Annotated in this window: 14 protein-coding genes; 10 read left to right on the plus strand and 4 right to left on the minus strand. The window is 63.8% G+C overall.

Translation table 11 applies throughout. From position 1 onward, the window contains the following. The first annotated feature begins 62 nt into the window (after window positions 1-62). The 5 genes from FJ956_RS11270 (at window position 63) to FJ956_RS11290 (ending at window position 5641) form a co-directional block, all read left to right on the plus strand. Window positions 63-1139, plus strand: coding sequence for an ABC transporter permease (locus FJ956_RS11270; protein ID WP_140674322.1), 1077 nt, complete (start codon window positions 63-65; stop codon window positions 1137-1139). Window positions 1140-1141: 2 nt separating this feature from the next. Beyond that, window positions 1142-1912: an ATP-binding cassette domain-containing protein gene (locus FJ956_RS11275; RefSeq protein WP_140641685.1), complete on the plus strand. Its 771-nt coding sequence runs from the start codon at window positions 1142-1144 to the stop codon at window positions 1910-1912. An 82-nt stretch (window positions 1913-1994) separates the two neighbouring features. Further along, the gene (iolG, locus tag FJ956_RS11280; RefSeq protein WP_140674324.1) at window positions 1995-2987 is read left to right on the plus strand and encodes an inositol 2-dehydrogenase; all 993 of its coding nucleotides are present in this window, start codon (window positions 1995-1997) and stop codon (window positions 2985-2987) included. Window positions 2988-3289: 302 nt separating this feature from the next. Continuing rightward, window positions 3290-4084 (plus strand): SDR family oxidoreductase, encoded by a 795-nt coding sequence (locus FJ956_RS11285; RefSeq protein ID WP_140674326.1) that lies wholly within the window; start codon window positions 3290-3292, stop codon window positions 4082-4084. 465 nt (window positions 4085-4549) lie between these two features. After that, the gene (locus FJ956_RS11290; RefSeq protein ID WP_140674328.1) at window positions 4550-5641 is read left to right on the plus strand and encodes a 3-deoxy-7-phosphoheptulonate synthase; all 1092 of its coding nucleotides are present in this window, start codon (window positions 4550-4552) and stop codon (window positions 5639-5641) included. A 21-nt stretch (window positions 5642-5662) separates the two neighbouring features. Here FJ956_RS11290 and FJ956_RS11295 read toward each other — a convergent pair whose 3' ends face one another. Then, window positions 5663-6298, minus strand: a complete 636-nt coding sequence (locus FJ956_RS11295; protein WP_140674330.1) for a LysE family translocator — start codon at window positions 6296-6298, stop codon at window positions 5663-5665. 126 nt (window positions 6299-6424) lie between these two features. On the opposite strand from FJ956_RS11295, the gene FJ956_RS11300 reads away from it, so the two are divergent. Next, the gene (locus FJ956_RS11300; protein ID WP_140674332.1) at window positions 6425-7132 is read left to right on the plus strand and encodes a YafY family protein; all 708 of its coding nucleotides are present in this window, start codon (window positions 6425-6427) and stop codon (window positions 7130-7132) included. A gap of 20 nt (window positions 7133-7152) precedes the next feature. Here the strand turns inward: FJ956_RS11300 and FJ956_RS11305 are convergent, their stop codons facing one another. The 3 genes from FJ956_RS11305 to FJ956_RS11315 form a co-directional block, all read right to left on the minus strand. After that, window positions 7153-7953: a class I SAM-dependent methyltransferase gene (locus FJ956_RS11305; RefSeq protein ID WP_140674334.1), complete on the minus strand. Its 801-nt coding sequence runs from the start codon at window positions 7951-7953 to the stop codon at window positions 7153-7155. A gap of 579 nt (window positions 7954-8532) precedes the next feature. Then, window positions 8533-8817, minus strand: coding sequence for a DUF1778 domain-containing protein (locus FJ956_RS11310; RefSeq protein WP_210241575.1), 285 nt, complete (start codon window positions 8815-8817; stop codon window positions 8533-8535). Further along, window positions 8814-9929: a LacI family DNA-binding transcriptional regulator gene (locus FJ956_RS11315; RefSeq protein ID WP_181170120.1), complete on the minus strand. Its 1116-nt coding sequence runs from the start codon at window positions 9927-9929 to the stop codon at window positions 8814-8816. The genes FJ956_RS11310 and FJ956_RS11315 overlap by 4 nt, the downstream gene beginning before the upstream one ends. Window positions 9930-10552: 623 nt before the next feature. Between FJ956_RS11315 and FJ956_RS11320 the strand changes: the two genes are divergently transcribed. The 4 genes from FJ956_RS11320 to FJ956_RS11335 all read left to right on the plus strand — a co-directional run bounded on the left by FJ956_RS11320 (window position 10553) and on the right by FJ956_RS11335 (window position 15222). Further along, window positions 10553-11515 (plus strand): sugar-binding protein, encoded by a 963-nt coding sequence (locus FJ956_RS11320; protein WP_140674338.1) that lies wholly within the window; start codon window positions 10553-10555, stop codon window positions 11513-11515. A 122-nt stretch (window positions 11516-11637) separates the two neighbouring features. Next, window positions 11638-13203, plus strand: coding sequence for a sugar ABC transporter ATP-binding protein (locus tag FJ956_RS11325; RefSeq protein ID WP_140674340.1), 1566 nt, complete (start codon window positions 11638-11640; stop codon window positions 13201-13203). After that, window positions 13200-14195, plus strand: a complete 996-nt coding sequence (locus tag FJ956_RS11330) for an ABC transporter permease (RefSeq protein ID WP_140674342.1) — start codon at window positions 13200-13202, stop codon at window positions 14193-14195. The genes FJ956_RS11325 and FJ956_RS11330 overlap by 4 nt, the downstream gene beginning before the upstream one ends. Before the next feature lie 184 nt (window positions 14196-14379). Next, on the plus strand, window positions 14380-15222 hold the full coding sequence (locus FJ956_RS11335) for a transporter substrate-binding domain-containing protein (RefSeq protein ID WP_140674344.1): 843 nt from the start codon (window positions 14380-14382) through the stop codon (window positions 15220-15222). Window positions 15223-15254: the final 32 nt, after the last annotated feature.

A 15254-nucleotide genomic window follows, 5' to 3' on the forward strand; every position in this document is an offset into this window, starting at 1 on the left:
GCTCCGCCCTTCCTCCCGTCGCGCGGGAGGCAGCACAAGTGCGCCCCGACGGAGGAAAAGACGTGTCACAGACATCGCATGGCATTGGCGGGCTGAGCTATGACGCCAAGAAACGCCCCTGGCCGGCCGAGTTCAACGTGTTCCTGGCGCTGGTCATCCTCGTCGTCGCCTTCGAGCTGATCGGCCGCGTCTTCCTCGGCGACAGCTTCCTGTTCAACACCCGCGAGAATGTTTCCGGGCTCTTCAACGAGCAGCGCCTGCAGATCATCATCCTGCAAGTGTCGATCGTCGGCATCATCGCCATCGGCGTCACCCAGGTCATCATCTGCGGCGGCATCGATCTGTCCTCAGGCTCGATCGTCGGCGCCACCGCGATGATCGCCATGAGCTTCGCCCAGGTGGCGACGGTCAACGGCAACCCCAACCCCAAGGCGATGTTCCTGGCGCAAGGCTGGACCGACCTGCCGGTCATCGTGCCGCTGCTGGTCGCGATCGGATGCGGCCTGCTTGCCGGCCTGATCAACGGGTTTCTGATCGCCTACACCCGCATTCCGCCATTCATCGCCACGCTCGGCATGATGGTCACCGCCCGCGGCATCGCCAAATGGTGGTCGAAGGGCCAGCCAATCTCGTTCCCGACCGAGAGCTTCGCGGCCATCGGCAAGGGCCTGATGCCTGTCGTCATCTTCATCTCGCTGGCGCTCCTGTTCCAGCTCATCCTGAGCTATACGAAATACGGCAAGCATTGCTACGCCATCGGCTCCAACGAGGATGCCGCGCGCATGTCGGGCATCAAGATCGCCAACCACAAGGTGCTGGTCTATGCCATCGCCGGCATCCTCGCTTCGCTTGCCGCCGTGGTGCTCTGCTCCAAGAACCTCACCGCCCAGGCCGGCATGGGCGTCATGTACGAGCTCGACGCCATCGCCATGGCGGTCATCGGCGGCGTTTCGCTGTCGGGAGGCCGCGGCTCCATCATCGGCACCGTGATCGGCTCGCTGATCTTCGGCGTCATCATTTCCGGCTTCACCTTCCTGCGTCTCGACGCCTACTATCAGGAGATGGTCAAGGGCGTGATCATCGTCGGTGCGGTCGTTCTCGATCAATGGCGCCAGCGCCGCCGCGCGATAGGAGCTTGACCATGTCCGACATCGTTCTGAAGACCGAAAACCTCACCAAGCATTATGGCGGCGTGCACGCCTTGCAGGAGGCGAATTTCGAGCTGCGCAAGGGCGAGCACGTCGCCATCATGGGCGACAACGGCGCCGGCAAGTCGACCTTCGTGCGCCAGATCACCGGCGTCGAGCAGCGCACCGACGGCAAGATCTGGTTCGACGGCAAGGAGGTGAATTTCGCCGGCCCGATCGAGGCGCGCGAGGCGGGCATCGAGACAGTGTTCCAGAACCTCGCTCTGGCCGACGACCTCGACGTGCCGTCGAACCTGTTCCTCGGCCGCGAGAAGGTGCTGTTCAATCTCGGGCCGTTCTCGATCCTCGACCGCAAGGCGATGCGCAAGGCGACGGAGGCAGCACTTGTCCGCACGGCGGTGAAGATCCCGAACCTCTCCAGCACCATCCGCCATATGTCCGGCGGCCAGCGCCAATGCGTGGCGATCGCGCGGACCGCGACCTTCGCCTCCAAGCTGATCATCATGGACGAGCCGACGGCGGCGCTCGGCGTGCAGGAGACGGCGCAGGTCGAAAACATCATCCGCACGCTGAAGGAAAACGGCGAGCCGCTGATCCTGGTCAGCCACAACATGCGCCAGGTGTTCGACCTGGTCGACCGCATCGTCGTCTTCCGCCGCGGCAAGATCGTCGCCAACCTGCGCAAGCAGGACACCGACGGCAACGACATCGTCGCCTACATCACCGGCGCCAAGACCGGACAGGCGGAACTGCAGGCCGCCTGACGGGCGCCACGACGGGATCAAACCAATCATCCGCGCCGGAAGGCGCGGATATGCCTACAAACCCACGCTCGAAGGACATTCCATGACACTCCGCTTCGCTCTCCTCGGCGCCGGCCGCATCGGCAAGGTGCATGCCCGCGCCGTCGCCTCCAACCCGCAGGCCAAGCTGGTCGCCGTGGCCGATGCCTTCGAGAAAGCGGCGACGGAGTTCGCGGCCGCCTATGGCGCGGAAGTGCGCAGCATCGACTCCATCGAGAAGTCCGGGGACATCGACGCCGTCATCATCTGCACGCCGACCGACACCCATGCCGATCTGATCGAGCGCTTCGCCAAGGCCGGCAAGGCGATCTTCTGCGAGAAGCCGATCGATCTCTCCGTCGAGCGCGTCGAAAAATGCCTGGCCGTTGTCGAGAAGACCAAGGCCACGCTGATGGTCGGCTTCAACCGCCGCTTCGATCCGCATTTCGCCGCCGTGCGCAAGGCGATCGACGACGGCGCCATCGGCACGGTCGAGATGGTCACCATCACCTCGCGCGATCCCGGCGCCCCGCCGCTCGATTACATCGCCCGCTCTGGCGGCATTTTTCGCGACATGACCATCCATGATTTCGACATGGCGCGCTTCCTGCTCGGCGAGGAGCCGGTCGCCGTCAGCGCCCACGCTTCGGTGCTGGTCGACAAGAAGATCGGCGAAGCCGGCGATTTCGATAGCGTCAGCGTGATCCTTGAAACCGCCTCCGGCAAGCAGGCCGTCATCTCCAACTCGCGCCGCGCCACCTATGGCTACGATCAGCGCATCGAGGTGCATGGTTCCAAGGGCATGGTAGCGGCCGAGAACCAGCGGCCGGTGTCGATCGAGCTCGCCAACGACAAGGGCTACACCCGCCCGCCGCTGCACGACTTCTTCATGACCCGCTACATCGACGCCTATGCCAACGAGATCGCCTCCTTCATCGCCGCGGCGACTGCCGGCAAGAAGGCGGCGCCGAGCGGCAAGGATGGGCTGATTGCGCTGAAGCTGGCGGATGCGGCCTTGCAGTCGGCCAAGACGGGCAAGACCATCCGCATCGATTGACTCGATGAGGCAGGTATCTCGATGGTGGTCGGATTGTCTGTCTCCAACGCTTGGCGATTGGCCGCAACGCTTATCACGTCGTCATCCACGGGCGGAGCAAGGAGCGAAGCGACGCGGCGCAGACCCGAGGATCCATTCCGTGACGTTGAGGCGGTGCTACGGTGCAGAATTCTGCGGCGCAGCCCTCTTCGCGCGACGTCACGGCATGGATTCCAGGGTCTTCGCGACGGAGCTTCGCTCCTGCTTCGCCCTGGAATGACGAATCTCGCGAGACCATTGAAATCTAACCAAGGAGCAGAGCGATGAACGGTTTGGCCGGTCGCAATTCAGAAACGCGCGCCATCGTCACCGGCGGCGCGCAGGGCATCGGCTTCGCAGTTGCGGAAGCCTTGGTCGACGAGGGCTGCCGCGCGCTGGCCCTGATCGGCCGCTCGCAGGAGAAGGGCGACAGGGCGGTCGCGGCGCTGAAGAAAAACGGCGTCGACGCCATCTTCATCAGCGCCGATGTCGCCAAGGTCGCCGACTGCAAGCGCGCCGTCGAGACCGCGATCAAGCACTTCGGAACGCTGAACGCGCTGGTCAACGCCGCCGCCACTTCCGCGCGCGGCTCGCTGGTCGAGACCTCGGAGGAGCTTTTCGACCAGATCTTCGACACCAATGTGCGCGGGCCGTTCTTCCTGATGCAGGGTCTCGTCGCGCATCTGCTCGAGCGCAAGGCGCCCGGCTCGATCGTCAACGTGCTGTCGATGTCGGCGCATGCCGGCCAATCCTTCCTCACGCCCTATTCGACCAGCAAGGGCGCGCTGATGACGCTGACCAAGAACGTCGCGAGCTCCTATCGGAAGAACCGCATCCGCTGCAATGCCGTGCTGCCGGGATGGATGGATACCGAAGGCGAGGCGATCGTGCAGAAGAAGTGGCACGACGCGCCCGATGACTGGCTGGACAAGGCCGAGGCCGCGCAGCCCATGGGCCAGCTGGTCAAGCCGGCCCAGCTTGCCCGGCTGGTCACCTATATGCTGAGCCCGCAGGCCGGCGTCATGACCGGCTCGCTTGTCGATTACGACCAGAACATCGCTGGTGTCATCGGCGAATAGTTGCAGGGGAACCTGGCGGCGACGCAAGTCACTTCGTCATCCACGGGCGGAGCAAGGAGCGAAGCGACGCGGCGCAGACCCGAGGATCCATGCCGCGTCTCCAGAGCGTTGCTGCGGTCCAGAATTATGCATCGCCGCGCTCTTCGGCCAATGTAACGGCATGGATTGCAGGGTCTTCGCGACGGAGCTTTGCTCCTGCTTCGCCCTGGAATGACGAAATCGCGAAGGTTCGGCCCCACCCGAAATTGCCAGCCTCAACAGGCACGTGACAAACGCCCCAGCATCGACTATATGAGCCGCATGATCCACCTGACCGCCTCGTTTTGGTACTTTTATTACAGCTCGCTGGCGGCGGGAGGATTGCGCTCGATCTGAAAACTCCAGATCAAAAAATCCGACAAGCCGCCAGACCTGGCGGCTTTTTTGTTACAAGCCGGCAGGTCTCCTAACCAGGAGCAGAAAGCCGTGTTGACCACAACAGACGACCTTCGGGTCAAGGAACTCAAGGTCCTGAGCACGCCGGACGAGGTGATGCGCGAGATACCGCGCTCACTTACGGCGACGCGCACCGTTGCCGCCTCGCGCAACGCCATCCATTCCATCCTCACGGGGGCCGACGATCGACTGGTCGTCATCGTCGGCCCTTGTTCCATCCACGATCCGGTCGCCGCCGTGGACTACGCCAGCCGTCTGGCGGCGCTGCGCGAGGCCTTGGCCGACCGGCTCGAGATCGTCATGCGCGTCTATTTTGAGAAGCCGCGCACCACGGTCGGCTGGAAGGGCCTCATCAACGATCCCGACCTCGACGGCAGCTTCAACATCGACAAGGGCTTGCGCATGGCGCGCAACGTGCTGTCGGCCGTCAACAATCTCGGCCTGCCGGCGGCGACCGAATTCCTCGACATGACGACGCCGCAATACATCGCCGACCTCGTCGCCTGGGGCGCCATCGGCGCGCGCACCACCGAGAGCCAGATCCATCGCGAGCTTGCGTCGGGCTTCTCCTGCCCGGTCGGCTTCAAGAACGGCACCGACGGCAATCTTCGGATCGCCGGTGAAGCGGTGAAGTCGGCCGCCCAGCCGCATCACTTCATGGCGGTGACCAAGGGCGGCCGTAGCGCCATTGCCACGACCACCGGCAATGAGGATTGCCACGTCATCCTGCGTGGTGGCATCACGCCGAACTACGATGCCGCAAGCGTCGACGCGGCCGCCGCCGAACTCGGCCGCATTGGCGTCGCGCCGCGGCTGATGATCGACGTCAGCCACGCCAACAGCGCCAAGAAGCCGGAGAACCAGCCGAAGGTCGCGCATGACGTGGCAGGGCAAGTTGCCGCGGGCGACGAGCGCATCATCGGCGTCATGATCGAGAGCAATCTCGTCGCCGGCCGGCAGGACGTCGTGCCCGGCAAGCCGCTTACCTACGGCCAGAGCATCACCGACGGCTGCATCGACTGGGCGACCACGGAGACGGTGCTGCACGGCCTTGCCGGCGCCGTCGAATGGCGCCGGTCGGTGAAGCGTGAGATGCTCGCCAGCCGGCAGGGTGCTGCCTGAGCGAAAAGGTGAGGGCGGCGATCACGCCGCCCTCAACCCTTCCCACGCCGTGAATATCGAAACGGCAAACAAAAGCAGTCCGGCGCCCCGTCCCGCCAGGATGGTCGCTTGCGGATTGTCGACCAGCAGCCCACGGCTTCGCCCCGCTGTAACGGCGAGCCCGCCATAGATCGCCGCCTGCGTGGCGACCGTCAGCAATCCCATGATTGTCGCCTGCATCCAGACCGGACCGTAAGCCGGCTTCAGGAATTGCGGATAGACGGCTAGGATGAAGAGATAGGCCTTTGGATTGATCAGGCAGGTGACCAGTCCCTGGCGAAACGCCTTCCACGCCGAGCGGCTCCCCGTAGGCCCGTCGTCGCCGACGGTGATCGAGCTGCGCATCAGCGAAATGCCGATATAGGCCATGTAGGCGGCGCCGGCGATCAGCAGCGGCGTGAACAGGATCGGCACGAAATGCATGAGCAGTCCGACGCCGACCGCGCCATTCAGCGTGTGCACCGCGCCGCCCAACATGATGCCGGCGGTGGCGGCGAGACCCCTGTTGCTGCCGCCGGTCAGCGCATTGGCCAGCACGAACAGCATGTCCATGCCCGGAACGGCGATGATGCCGAACAGAAGCACGAAGAACAGCCAGAGATTTTCGCCATAGCTCATGTCAGTTGCCTGTCGCATTATCCGCCTGCACGCAAAGGAATCTGTTGATTTTCAAGCGGGTAGGCGGCCCTATAGGCGATCCCAACTGACGGGGATGTGTCAGTTGCATTTCAGCCGGGTGAGAAAATGCGCAAGGCCTCGCGCCTGTTCGAGATCATCCAGATCCTGCGGCTGGCCAAGAAGCCGGTGACGGCGGCCACGATCGCCGAGCGGCTGGAAGTGACGGTACGCTCGGTCTATCGCGACATTTCGGCGCTTCAGGCCATGCGTGTTCCGATCGAGGGTGGGCGCGGCATCGGCTACATCCTGCGACCAGGCTTCGACCTGCCGCCGCTGATGTTTTCCATCGAGGAGATGGAGGCGATCGTGCTGTCGCTTGCGCTGCTCGAGCGCACCGGCGACGACGAGCTCAAGCAGGCTGCCAAACGCGTCGGCGCCAAGATCGCCGGCGCCGTGCCGCCGCCCTTGCGGCAGACGCTGGACGCCAACGCCCTCCATGCCTGGGGCTTTGCAGCACCTTCCGCTTCGGCCGTCGACCTCGCGCTGGTCCGCCGCGCCATCCGCGACGAGGAGAAGCTCAGCCTCTCCTATCGCGACGAGGCGGGACGGCCGACCGGCCGCATCATCCGTCCGGTCGCGCTGATCTACTATGCCGAGACCGCCAACATCGTCGCCTGGTGCGAGTTGCGCCAGGCCATCCGCAATTTTCGCAGCGACCGCATCGAGGACTGCCGGGCGGCGGGCCTGTGGTTCAAGGGCGAGGGCGACCGGCTGCGGCAGGTCTGGGTCGACGGCTGGGAGATCAATGCTTCGGTAGCCGCCGCCGGCAACTGACGCATTGCCGGCCCTGAGTCTCAGGGCACGATGCCGCGGCAGGCCAAGGCGACATTGGCGAAGGATCGCGGGCCGTCGGGCCGGCCTGCTTGATAGGCATCGCGGACGGCGGCCTCGACACGCTCCCGCTCGGCCGCAGCCAATGTGGTCAGGTATTTGCCGAGCGAGCCTTCGCCGGCGCCGATCGGCGCCCAGAAGTCGTCGAAATCCGCGTAGTCCATGCGGATCATCAATTCGGCTTCGCTGACATCGACGAGATCCTGCTCGACAAAGGTCCGCTTCATCTCGCCCGGCTGCATCATCGGCTGGAAGCAATAGCGGCTGCGCAGCTGGCGTCCGCTTTCGATGAGCGCCGCGACAGTGTCGATTACCATGCGCATGGCGGTCATGCCGCCGTAATGGTCCCAGACCACGGCCGCGACCACGCCGCCCGGCCGCACCACGCGGCGCATCTCGGCCACCGCCTTGCCGGCCTCCGGCACGAAGTGCAGCACCAGCAGCGCCAGCGCGCGGTCGAACGCGGCATCCGCGAATGGCAGCGCCGTGGCATCGCCCTGGCCGATGGTGACGCGAGGATCGGTGTTGCGCTGCCTGGCCGCGTCGACGAAGACCGGCGAAAAGTCGATGGCCTGGATCTCGGCAAGATCGGCCGATTTTGCCAATTCGAAGGTCAGGCTGCCGGTGCCGCAGCCGACATCGAGGATCTTTTCGCCGCCGGCCAGCCCGGCGAAATCGATGAACTTGGGCGCGAGCCTGCGGCTCCAGCGTCCCATCAGCTGCTCATAACCGGATGCGGCATGGACCGTGAAGGTGGATGTCATTGGTGCCTCCCCATATGAGCCCAAGCTAAACCTCGGCGGAATTGCTGCCAAGGCACAGAGCGATCGCAATCGGTGCAAGGATAGCGTGGCGCACACAGGCGTTTATGTGGGCGATCTCACAGCTGCGCGCACTTCAGTTTGATGCTGGATTTCTGCGAATGGGTAACGGAATCCGAGCGGCCCAACCAACCGATACTAGTCCACAGACACAGGGATTTTGAAAGGTTGCCGTTTGTCTTGGTGCAGGATTTTCCATTCATGTCCGTGAAATCAGCGCAAACGCCGGGGATTGGTTGAAGCCGCCCGATACATCGTCATTCTATGGCGGAGCAAGGAGCGAAGCGACGCGGCGCAGACCATAGAATCCATGCCGTGACTTCGAAGCGTTGCCGCGGTGCAGAATTCTGCTCCGTCGCACGCCTTGGCGAAGGTAACGGCATGGATTCTAGGGTCTTCGCGACGGAGCTTCGCTCCTGCTCCGCCCTAGAATGACGATCGCGATTGCGCGTTTCGGCCAATCTCCAACGCATGCCACCAACGCAAACAGAGCCGACCGGTCAAAATCCCTGTGCAATGCCACTAGCGCTCCCAGGCGGGTCTGTGGATCATGCGCCCGCGAAGCTCTTCAGACGGCATATCCGGAGCATCAAGCAGATCAAGAAATTTTTGATGTGTCTCGGCATCAAGAAGGAAGATACGCTGATCGAGAATGGTTTCCTCGGCCTGCCTGCGGGCGCTTTCCAACACAAACTTAGACAGCTTCTTCCCACGTAAATTTGCGGCACGGCTGAGCATAGCCTTCGTCCCAGCCGATACCCGAATCCAAATCACATCCTTTCGTGCTGCATCCTTGCGAAGTCTCACCGTACCGCTCCCTTCACGTCTGCCACGCTCTCCCGCTCCACCAGCGGGCATTCGAGCTTGGTGATGGGATAGCGGCCGCGGCCCGGCGTTGGCGGCGTTTCCAGTTGCTCGATCGCCCATTGGCCCATCGCCAGATGCGGCAGGATGGAGGTCGTCAGCGGCGGGAAGAGATGGCGGGCGATCTCCTCGTCGTCATAGCCGACCACGGAGATGTCCTGCGGGATATGCAGGCCTGCTTCCTTCAGCGCTTCGTAGCAGCCGATCGCGGTGCGGTCATTCTGGCAGAAGATGGCGGTCGGTCGCTCCTTGAGCCCGAGAAGCTTGACCGTCGCGGCATAGCCGGCGCTGGCCGACCAGTCGCCCTCGACCACCAGCTCGGGATCGAACGGGATGTCGGCGGTGGCTAAAGCGCGGCGATAACCTTTCAGTCGATCCTGCGCGGCTTGCATCCAAGGCTCGCCGGTGATGGTGGCGATTCGGCGATGGCCGTGGGCGATCAGGTGCCTTGTCGCGCTCTGGCCGCCGGCGATCTCGGAGGGAACCACGGCCGGGAAGGCATAGTCGGCGGTGTAGCAGTTGAGCAGGATCACCGGGATGTCGAGGCTGTAGAGGAAATCCGGCGCAGCGATCTCGCGGGTGAAGATGGTCATGTAGATCAGCGCCGAGATGCCGCGCCTCGTCAGTGCTGAAATCGCGCGCGGCTCCATCACCGCGTCGCCCATGGTCTGCGCCACCAGAAGCACATTGCCGGCGTTCCAGGAGGCTTGCCGGGCGCCCTCGATGGCGACCACCGCCTCGGGGCTGGTGGCGAGCTGGTCGACCGCGAAGCCAATGACGCCGTCGAGGCCTTCGAACGGTGTCACGGGCGGCCGCAGCGCCGAAAAGACCGGAGGCGAATAGCCCAGCGCTCGGGCTGCCTCGATCACCCGATCGCGTGTCTGCTGCGACAGCCTGATGCCCGGCGAATTGTTGAGCACGAACGACACCGTCGCCTGCGAGCAGCCGGCGGCGCGCGCGATGTCCGTCATGGTGACGCGTCCCTTGGGCTTGGCGGCCGGCTTGCGGCGCCTGGAAGCTCCAGGGGGATCGCTCAGTTCCGTCGGTTCGCTCATGGTCGTTTCCCAAACCCAGCCGGCTCTAAAGCAAAGGCCGACGGCAACGGCAAGATGGTCGGTGCGTTCATCGAGGCCGCGCTAGGCTAATATATATTAGCAACGCGATAGGCAAATCGCCGGTTGCGCTGCTTCGCGACGAAACCGCCAGACAAGGTCAGCAATGCTGACGATTCCCGTATTTCCGCGCGGCTTCAAGCGTTGCGGCGTTCGCTCTCCTCACTCCCGGCGTGCCCTTCGACCAGCGTCTCCTCCGCGTCGAAAGCACGCCTCGCGGCCTCATAACTAATACTCTTTACTAATAGCCGTTAGCGTTCTACTGTCAACTCGTCGTAACCGTCCGGGCTTCCGCTCTCGGTACCGGCAAAGTGCGAAGGACGCTTGTTCGGAATCCGGCGGCATCGCCGGTTCGGGGTTGCATCCATTCTCACGAAAATGTCAGACAAATCGGACTATTTACGAACGCCACATGAGTGTCTAGTGTCTCGATCGCGGCCGGATCGGCACCGTTCTTAAGTCGGCGGACCTTTGCGCCACACCCTTGAGGAGGAGGGTTATCCGCGCCGCAGCCGAGACATCAGCGAAGAGTTCTACAAGGCAAGTTCTACAAGGGAGGTTGAACTATGAAATCCATGATCCGTAACGCATCTGTCGCCGCGGCGGCCCTACTTGTCGGCCTGTCGGTAAGCGCCAGCGCGCGCGCCGACGACAAGCCGACGCTGGCCTTCGTCGTCAACGGTGCGTCAGACTTCTGGAAGGCGGCGGAAGCCGGCGTGAAGAAAGCGCAGGGCGAGCTGCCCGACTACAATCTCGAGCTCAAATATCCGGAACAGTCCTCGGTCGCCATCCAGCAGCGGCTGATGGACGACCTGGTGACGGCAGGCGTCAAGGGCATCATGGTCTCGGCCGTCGATCCCAAGACCTCGACCGACGGGCTGAACAAGATCGCGTCGGAAACGGCGCTGTTCACCACCGACTCGGACGCGCCGCAGACCAAGCGCGTCGCCTATATCGGCTCGTCCAATGTCGATGCCGGCAAGCAGGCGGCCGAGATCGCCAAGAAGGCGATGCCGGACGGCGGCAAGTGCCTCGGCTTCGTCGGCCTGCTCGGCGCCGACAACGCCAAGGAGCGCATCCAGGGCATGAAGGACGGGCTCGCCGGCAGCAAGATCGAGCTGGTCGACGTGCGCGGCGACGACATCGACCAGGCGCGCGCCAAGAAGAATGTCGAGGACGCGCTGGTCGCCAGCCCCGACATCACCTGCATGGTCGGCTTCTACTCCTACAACACGCCGCGCATCTACGAAGCGCTGCGCGATGCCGGCAAGCTCGGCCAGATCACCGTCGTCGGCTTCGACGACGATCCGATCACGCTGGGCGGCGTCAAGGAAGGCACGGTCGCCGCGACCGTGGTGCAGCAGCCGTTCGAATGGGCTTATCAGGGCATGAAGCTGATGGCCGCCTACCTCAAGGGCGACAAGTCGGGCATCCCGGACGGTAACCTGATCATCATCCCGACCAAGATCATCGGCAAGGATGACGTCGACGCCTACGCCGCCAACCTCAAGGCGATGGCGGGCAACTAGGTCCAAAACAGGTACGCCGGCTCAAGGGTCCGCCTTGAGCCGGCGTTCGTATTGACGGACCCGCCAAGGCCCGTCAGTCTGTGGGCCACCGGCTGTTGCCCCGTGCGGTAAACTATGGCGTGATGACCTCTACCGATTCCACACAACCGATCGCCGCTCCGTTCCTGAGCCTCGAGGCCGTGCGCAAGACCTATCCGGGTGTTGTGGCGCTGGACAGGTTTTCGATGGATGTCCGGCCCGGCGAGGTCATAGGCCTGGTCGGCGAAAACGGCGCCGGCAAATCGACGCTGATGAAGATCCTCGGCGGCGTGACGCGGCCGGACAGCGGCACCGTCACCGTCGATGGCGCGGCGCATGACGGATTGACCGTCGAGCAGAGCATCGGCTCAGGCATCGCCTTCGTGCATCAGGAATTGAACCTCTTCGAAAACCTCGACGTCGCCGCCAACATCTTCTTCGGCCGCGAGCCGCTGCGCGCCGGCCCGCTGAGGCTGGTCGACCGCGCGAAACTGCGCGAGATGGTGGCGTCGCTCTTGAAGCGGGTCGGCGCCAATTTCTCGGCCGACGCGCCGGTGGCGTCGCTGTCGCTCGCGCAGCAGCAGATGGTCGAGATCGCCAAGGCGCTGTCGATCAAGGCGCGGCTGGTCATCCTCGACGAGCCGACCTCCAGCCTGCCGTTGGCGGAGACCGAAAAGCTGCTCGACGTCATCAAGGGCCTGAAGGCGCAAGGCATCAGCGTCATCTTCATCTCGCACCGGCTGCATGAGATCGAGCGCGTCGCCGACCGTGTCGTGGTGCTGCGCGACGGCACGCTGGCCGGCACGCTGGCAAAGGACCGGATCAATCACGACGAGATGGTCAGGCTGATGATCGGCCGCATGCTGAAGGAACGCGAGAAGGCCGGCGAAGCCGCCCGCGCGCCGGGCAGCGTGGCCCTGTCGGCGGACGCGATCCGCACCGGCACCTATCCCGACCGGCCGGTCAGCCTGGAATTGAGGCACGGCGAGATCCTCGGCCTCGCGGGCCTGGTCGGCTCCGGCCGCACGGAGCTGGCGCGCGTGCTGTTCGGCATCGACGAGCGGTTGGCAGGCAGTGTCACCCTCGACGGCAAGCCGCTCGATGTAGGCTCGGCGGCGGACGCGGTGGCGAACGGCATCTTCCTGGTGCCGGAGGACCGCAAGCTGACCGGCATATTGCTCGACCTGTCGATCGCCCAGAACATCTCGCTGCCCAATCTGCCGGCGCACGCCAGGCGCTCGCTGGTGTCCGCCAGCGCTGAACTCGCGACGGCCGAAAAGCAGAAGAAAAACCTCGGCATCAAGGCGCCGTCGGTCCTGACCCGCACCGGCACTTTGTCAGGCGGCAACCAGCAGAAGGTGGTTCTGGCCAAATGGCTGGCGATGAACCCGAAGGTGATGATCCTGGACGAGCCGACGCGCGGCATCGACATCGGCGCCAAGGCCGAGATCTACGGGCTGATGCGGGCGCTGGCCGACGCCGGCGTCGCTGTGCTGATGATCTCCAGCGACATGGAAGAGGTGATCGGCGTGTCGGACCGCATCGCGGTCATGCATGAGGGGCAGATCTCCGGCATCCTCGACAAGGACGATTTCAGCCAGGAGAACGTGCTCTTGCTGGCGGTCGGCAAGAAGCCGAAACTGCTGCAAGTGGCGGGAGGAGCGCAATGACCAAGAAAGATCTCGGCCTGCTGATCCTGATCCTGGTGGTCGGCGCGGTGGTGACGGCCATCAATCCGCGGTTCCTGTCGGCGATCAACCTCGCCAACACTTCCAACCTGGTCGCTCTGTTCGGCATCCTTTCGATCGGCCAGGCCTTCGTCATCATCACCGGCGGCATCGAATTGTCGGTCGGCTCGGTGATCGCCCTGCTCGGCACGCTGTTCATCGACTTCATCGCGGTGCGCGAGGTGAGCTGGCCGCTGGCCTTCGTGCTGATCCTCGCGCTCGGCTCCGTCATCGGCTTCGTACATGGCTGGCTGATCACGCGGCTGAAACTGCAGCCCTTCGTGGTGACGCTGTGCGGCCTGCTGATCTATCGCGGCGTGGCGCGCTTCTATACCGCCGATGGCACGGCTGGCTTCGCCTTCGGGCAGAATTTCCCGACGCTCGAGTTCCTGACCGCGGGTCGCTCCTATGGCCTGCCGAACTCCTTCATCGCGCTGATCGTCATCGCCATCGTGATGTGGGTGGTGCTGCACCGCTCGGTGTTCGGCCGCTATCTCTATGCGATCGGCAAGAACGAGGAAGCGGCGAAATATTCCGGCATCCGCACGGGCCGGGTGATCATCGCGGCCTATGTCATCTGCGGCGTGCTCACGGCGCTGTCGGCGATCTATTTCGCCATGTACACGCGCTCGATCTCGCCGGCGAGCCACGGCCAGTTCTACGAGCTTTATGCCATCGCGGCGGCGGTGCTCGGCGGCTTCTCGCTGCGTGGCGGCGAAGGCTCGCTGGTCGGCGTCATCCTCGGCACCGTGCTGCTGCAGGAATTGCAGAACCTCGTCAACCTGCTCGGCATTCCCTCCTCGCTCAACTTCGCCGTGATGGGCGGCGTGATCCTGATCGGCGTGCTGGTCGACCAGCAATGGGGCGTCTTCCGCGCCCGGCGCCGCATGATCGAAGCGACGCGCCAAAACGTTGCGGGCGCGCCGGCGGAGTAGCCTCGCTTTAACATTCACGGTTCCGGTTGGATCGATGCTCGCGGGAAAACCCACCGGGCAGGCCCGGATTCGCGGGCGGATTGCAACAACGCGTGAACCGGAAAACAGCCCTTGTCGCAGAATCGGGGCTGGGCTAAGCAATTGGTATCTGAGGGTTCCAAGAACAAATATGGGAGAAATTACCGTGACATCATCACGTTGGATCGCGCTCGCAGCGCTGGCGTTGACCTGCTCGACCCCGGCAATGGCCAAGGACTGGAAGACCGTGACGGTCGCGATGGAGGGCTCCTACGCCCCGTGGAACCAGACGGATGCCAGCGGCAAGATCGTCGGCTTCGAGGTGGACATCCTGAACGACGTCTGCGCCCGCGCGAAGCTGGAATGCAACATCGTGGCACAGGATTGGGACGGCGTCATTCCCGGCCTCACGGCCGGCAAGTTCGACATCGTCATGGATGGCATGTCGATCACTGAAGAACGGATGAAGACCATCGACTTCTCGGTCCCCTACGCGTCTTCGCCGGTGGCTTTCCTGGCCGACAAGAACGGTCCGCTGGCGCAGCTGTCCAACAGCGGCAAGATGATCGATTTGTCGAAGGACGACGCCGAATCCAAGGCGGCGCTCGACACGCTGCGCAAGGAGCTCACCGGCAAGAATGTCGGCCTGCAGGTTTCGACAACCGAGGCGACGTTCGCCGACAAGTATCTCAAGGACGTCGCCAACGTCCATGAATACAAGACCACCGACGAGCATGACCTCGACCTGATGGCGGGCCGCATCGACGTCGCTTTCGCCGACACCACCTACTTCCTCGGCACGCTGGCCAAGCCGGACGCCAAGGACCTGGAATTCGTCGGCCCGCAATTCAAGGGTGGCCCGATACTCGGGCCGGGCATCGGCGCCGCCTTCCGCAAGACCGACAAGGACCTGCAGGACATTTACAACAAGGCGCTCAAGGCCGCTCTCGACGACGGCTCGGTGTCGAAATACTCCATGCAGTGGTTCAAGATCGACATTACCAAGTAATGTCGCAACGGGAGCAGCCAAGGCTGCTCCCG

Origin of the sequence: Mesorhizobium sp. B2-4-3 (genome assembly GCF_006442815.1) — a bacterium.
Lineage (GTDB): Bacteria > Pseudomonadota > Alphaproteobacteria > Rhizobiales > Rhizobiaceae > Mesorhizobium.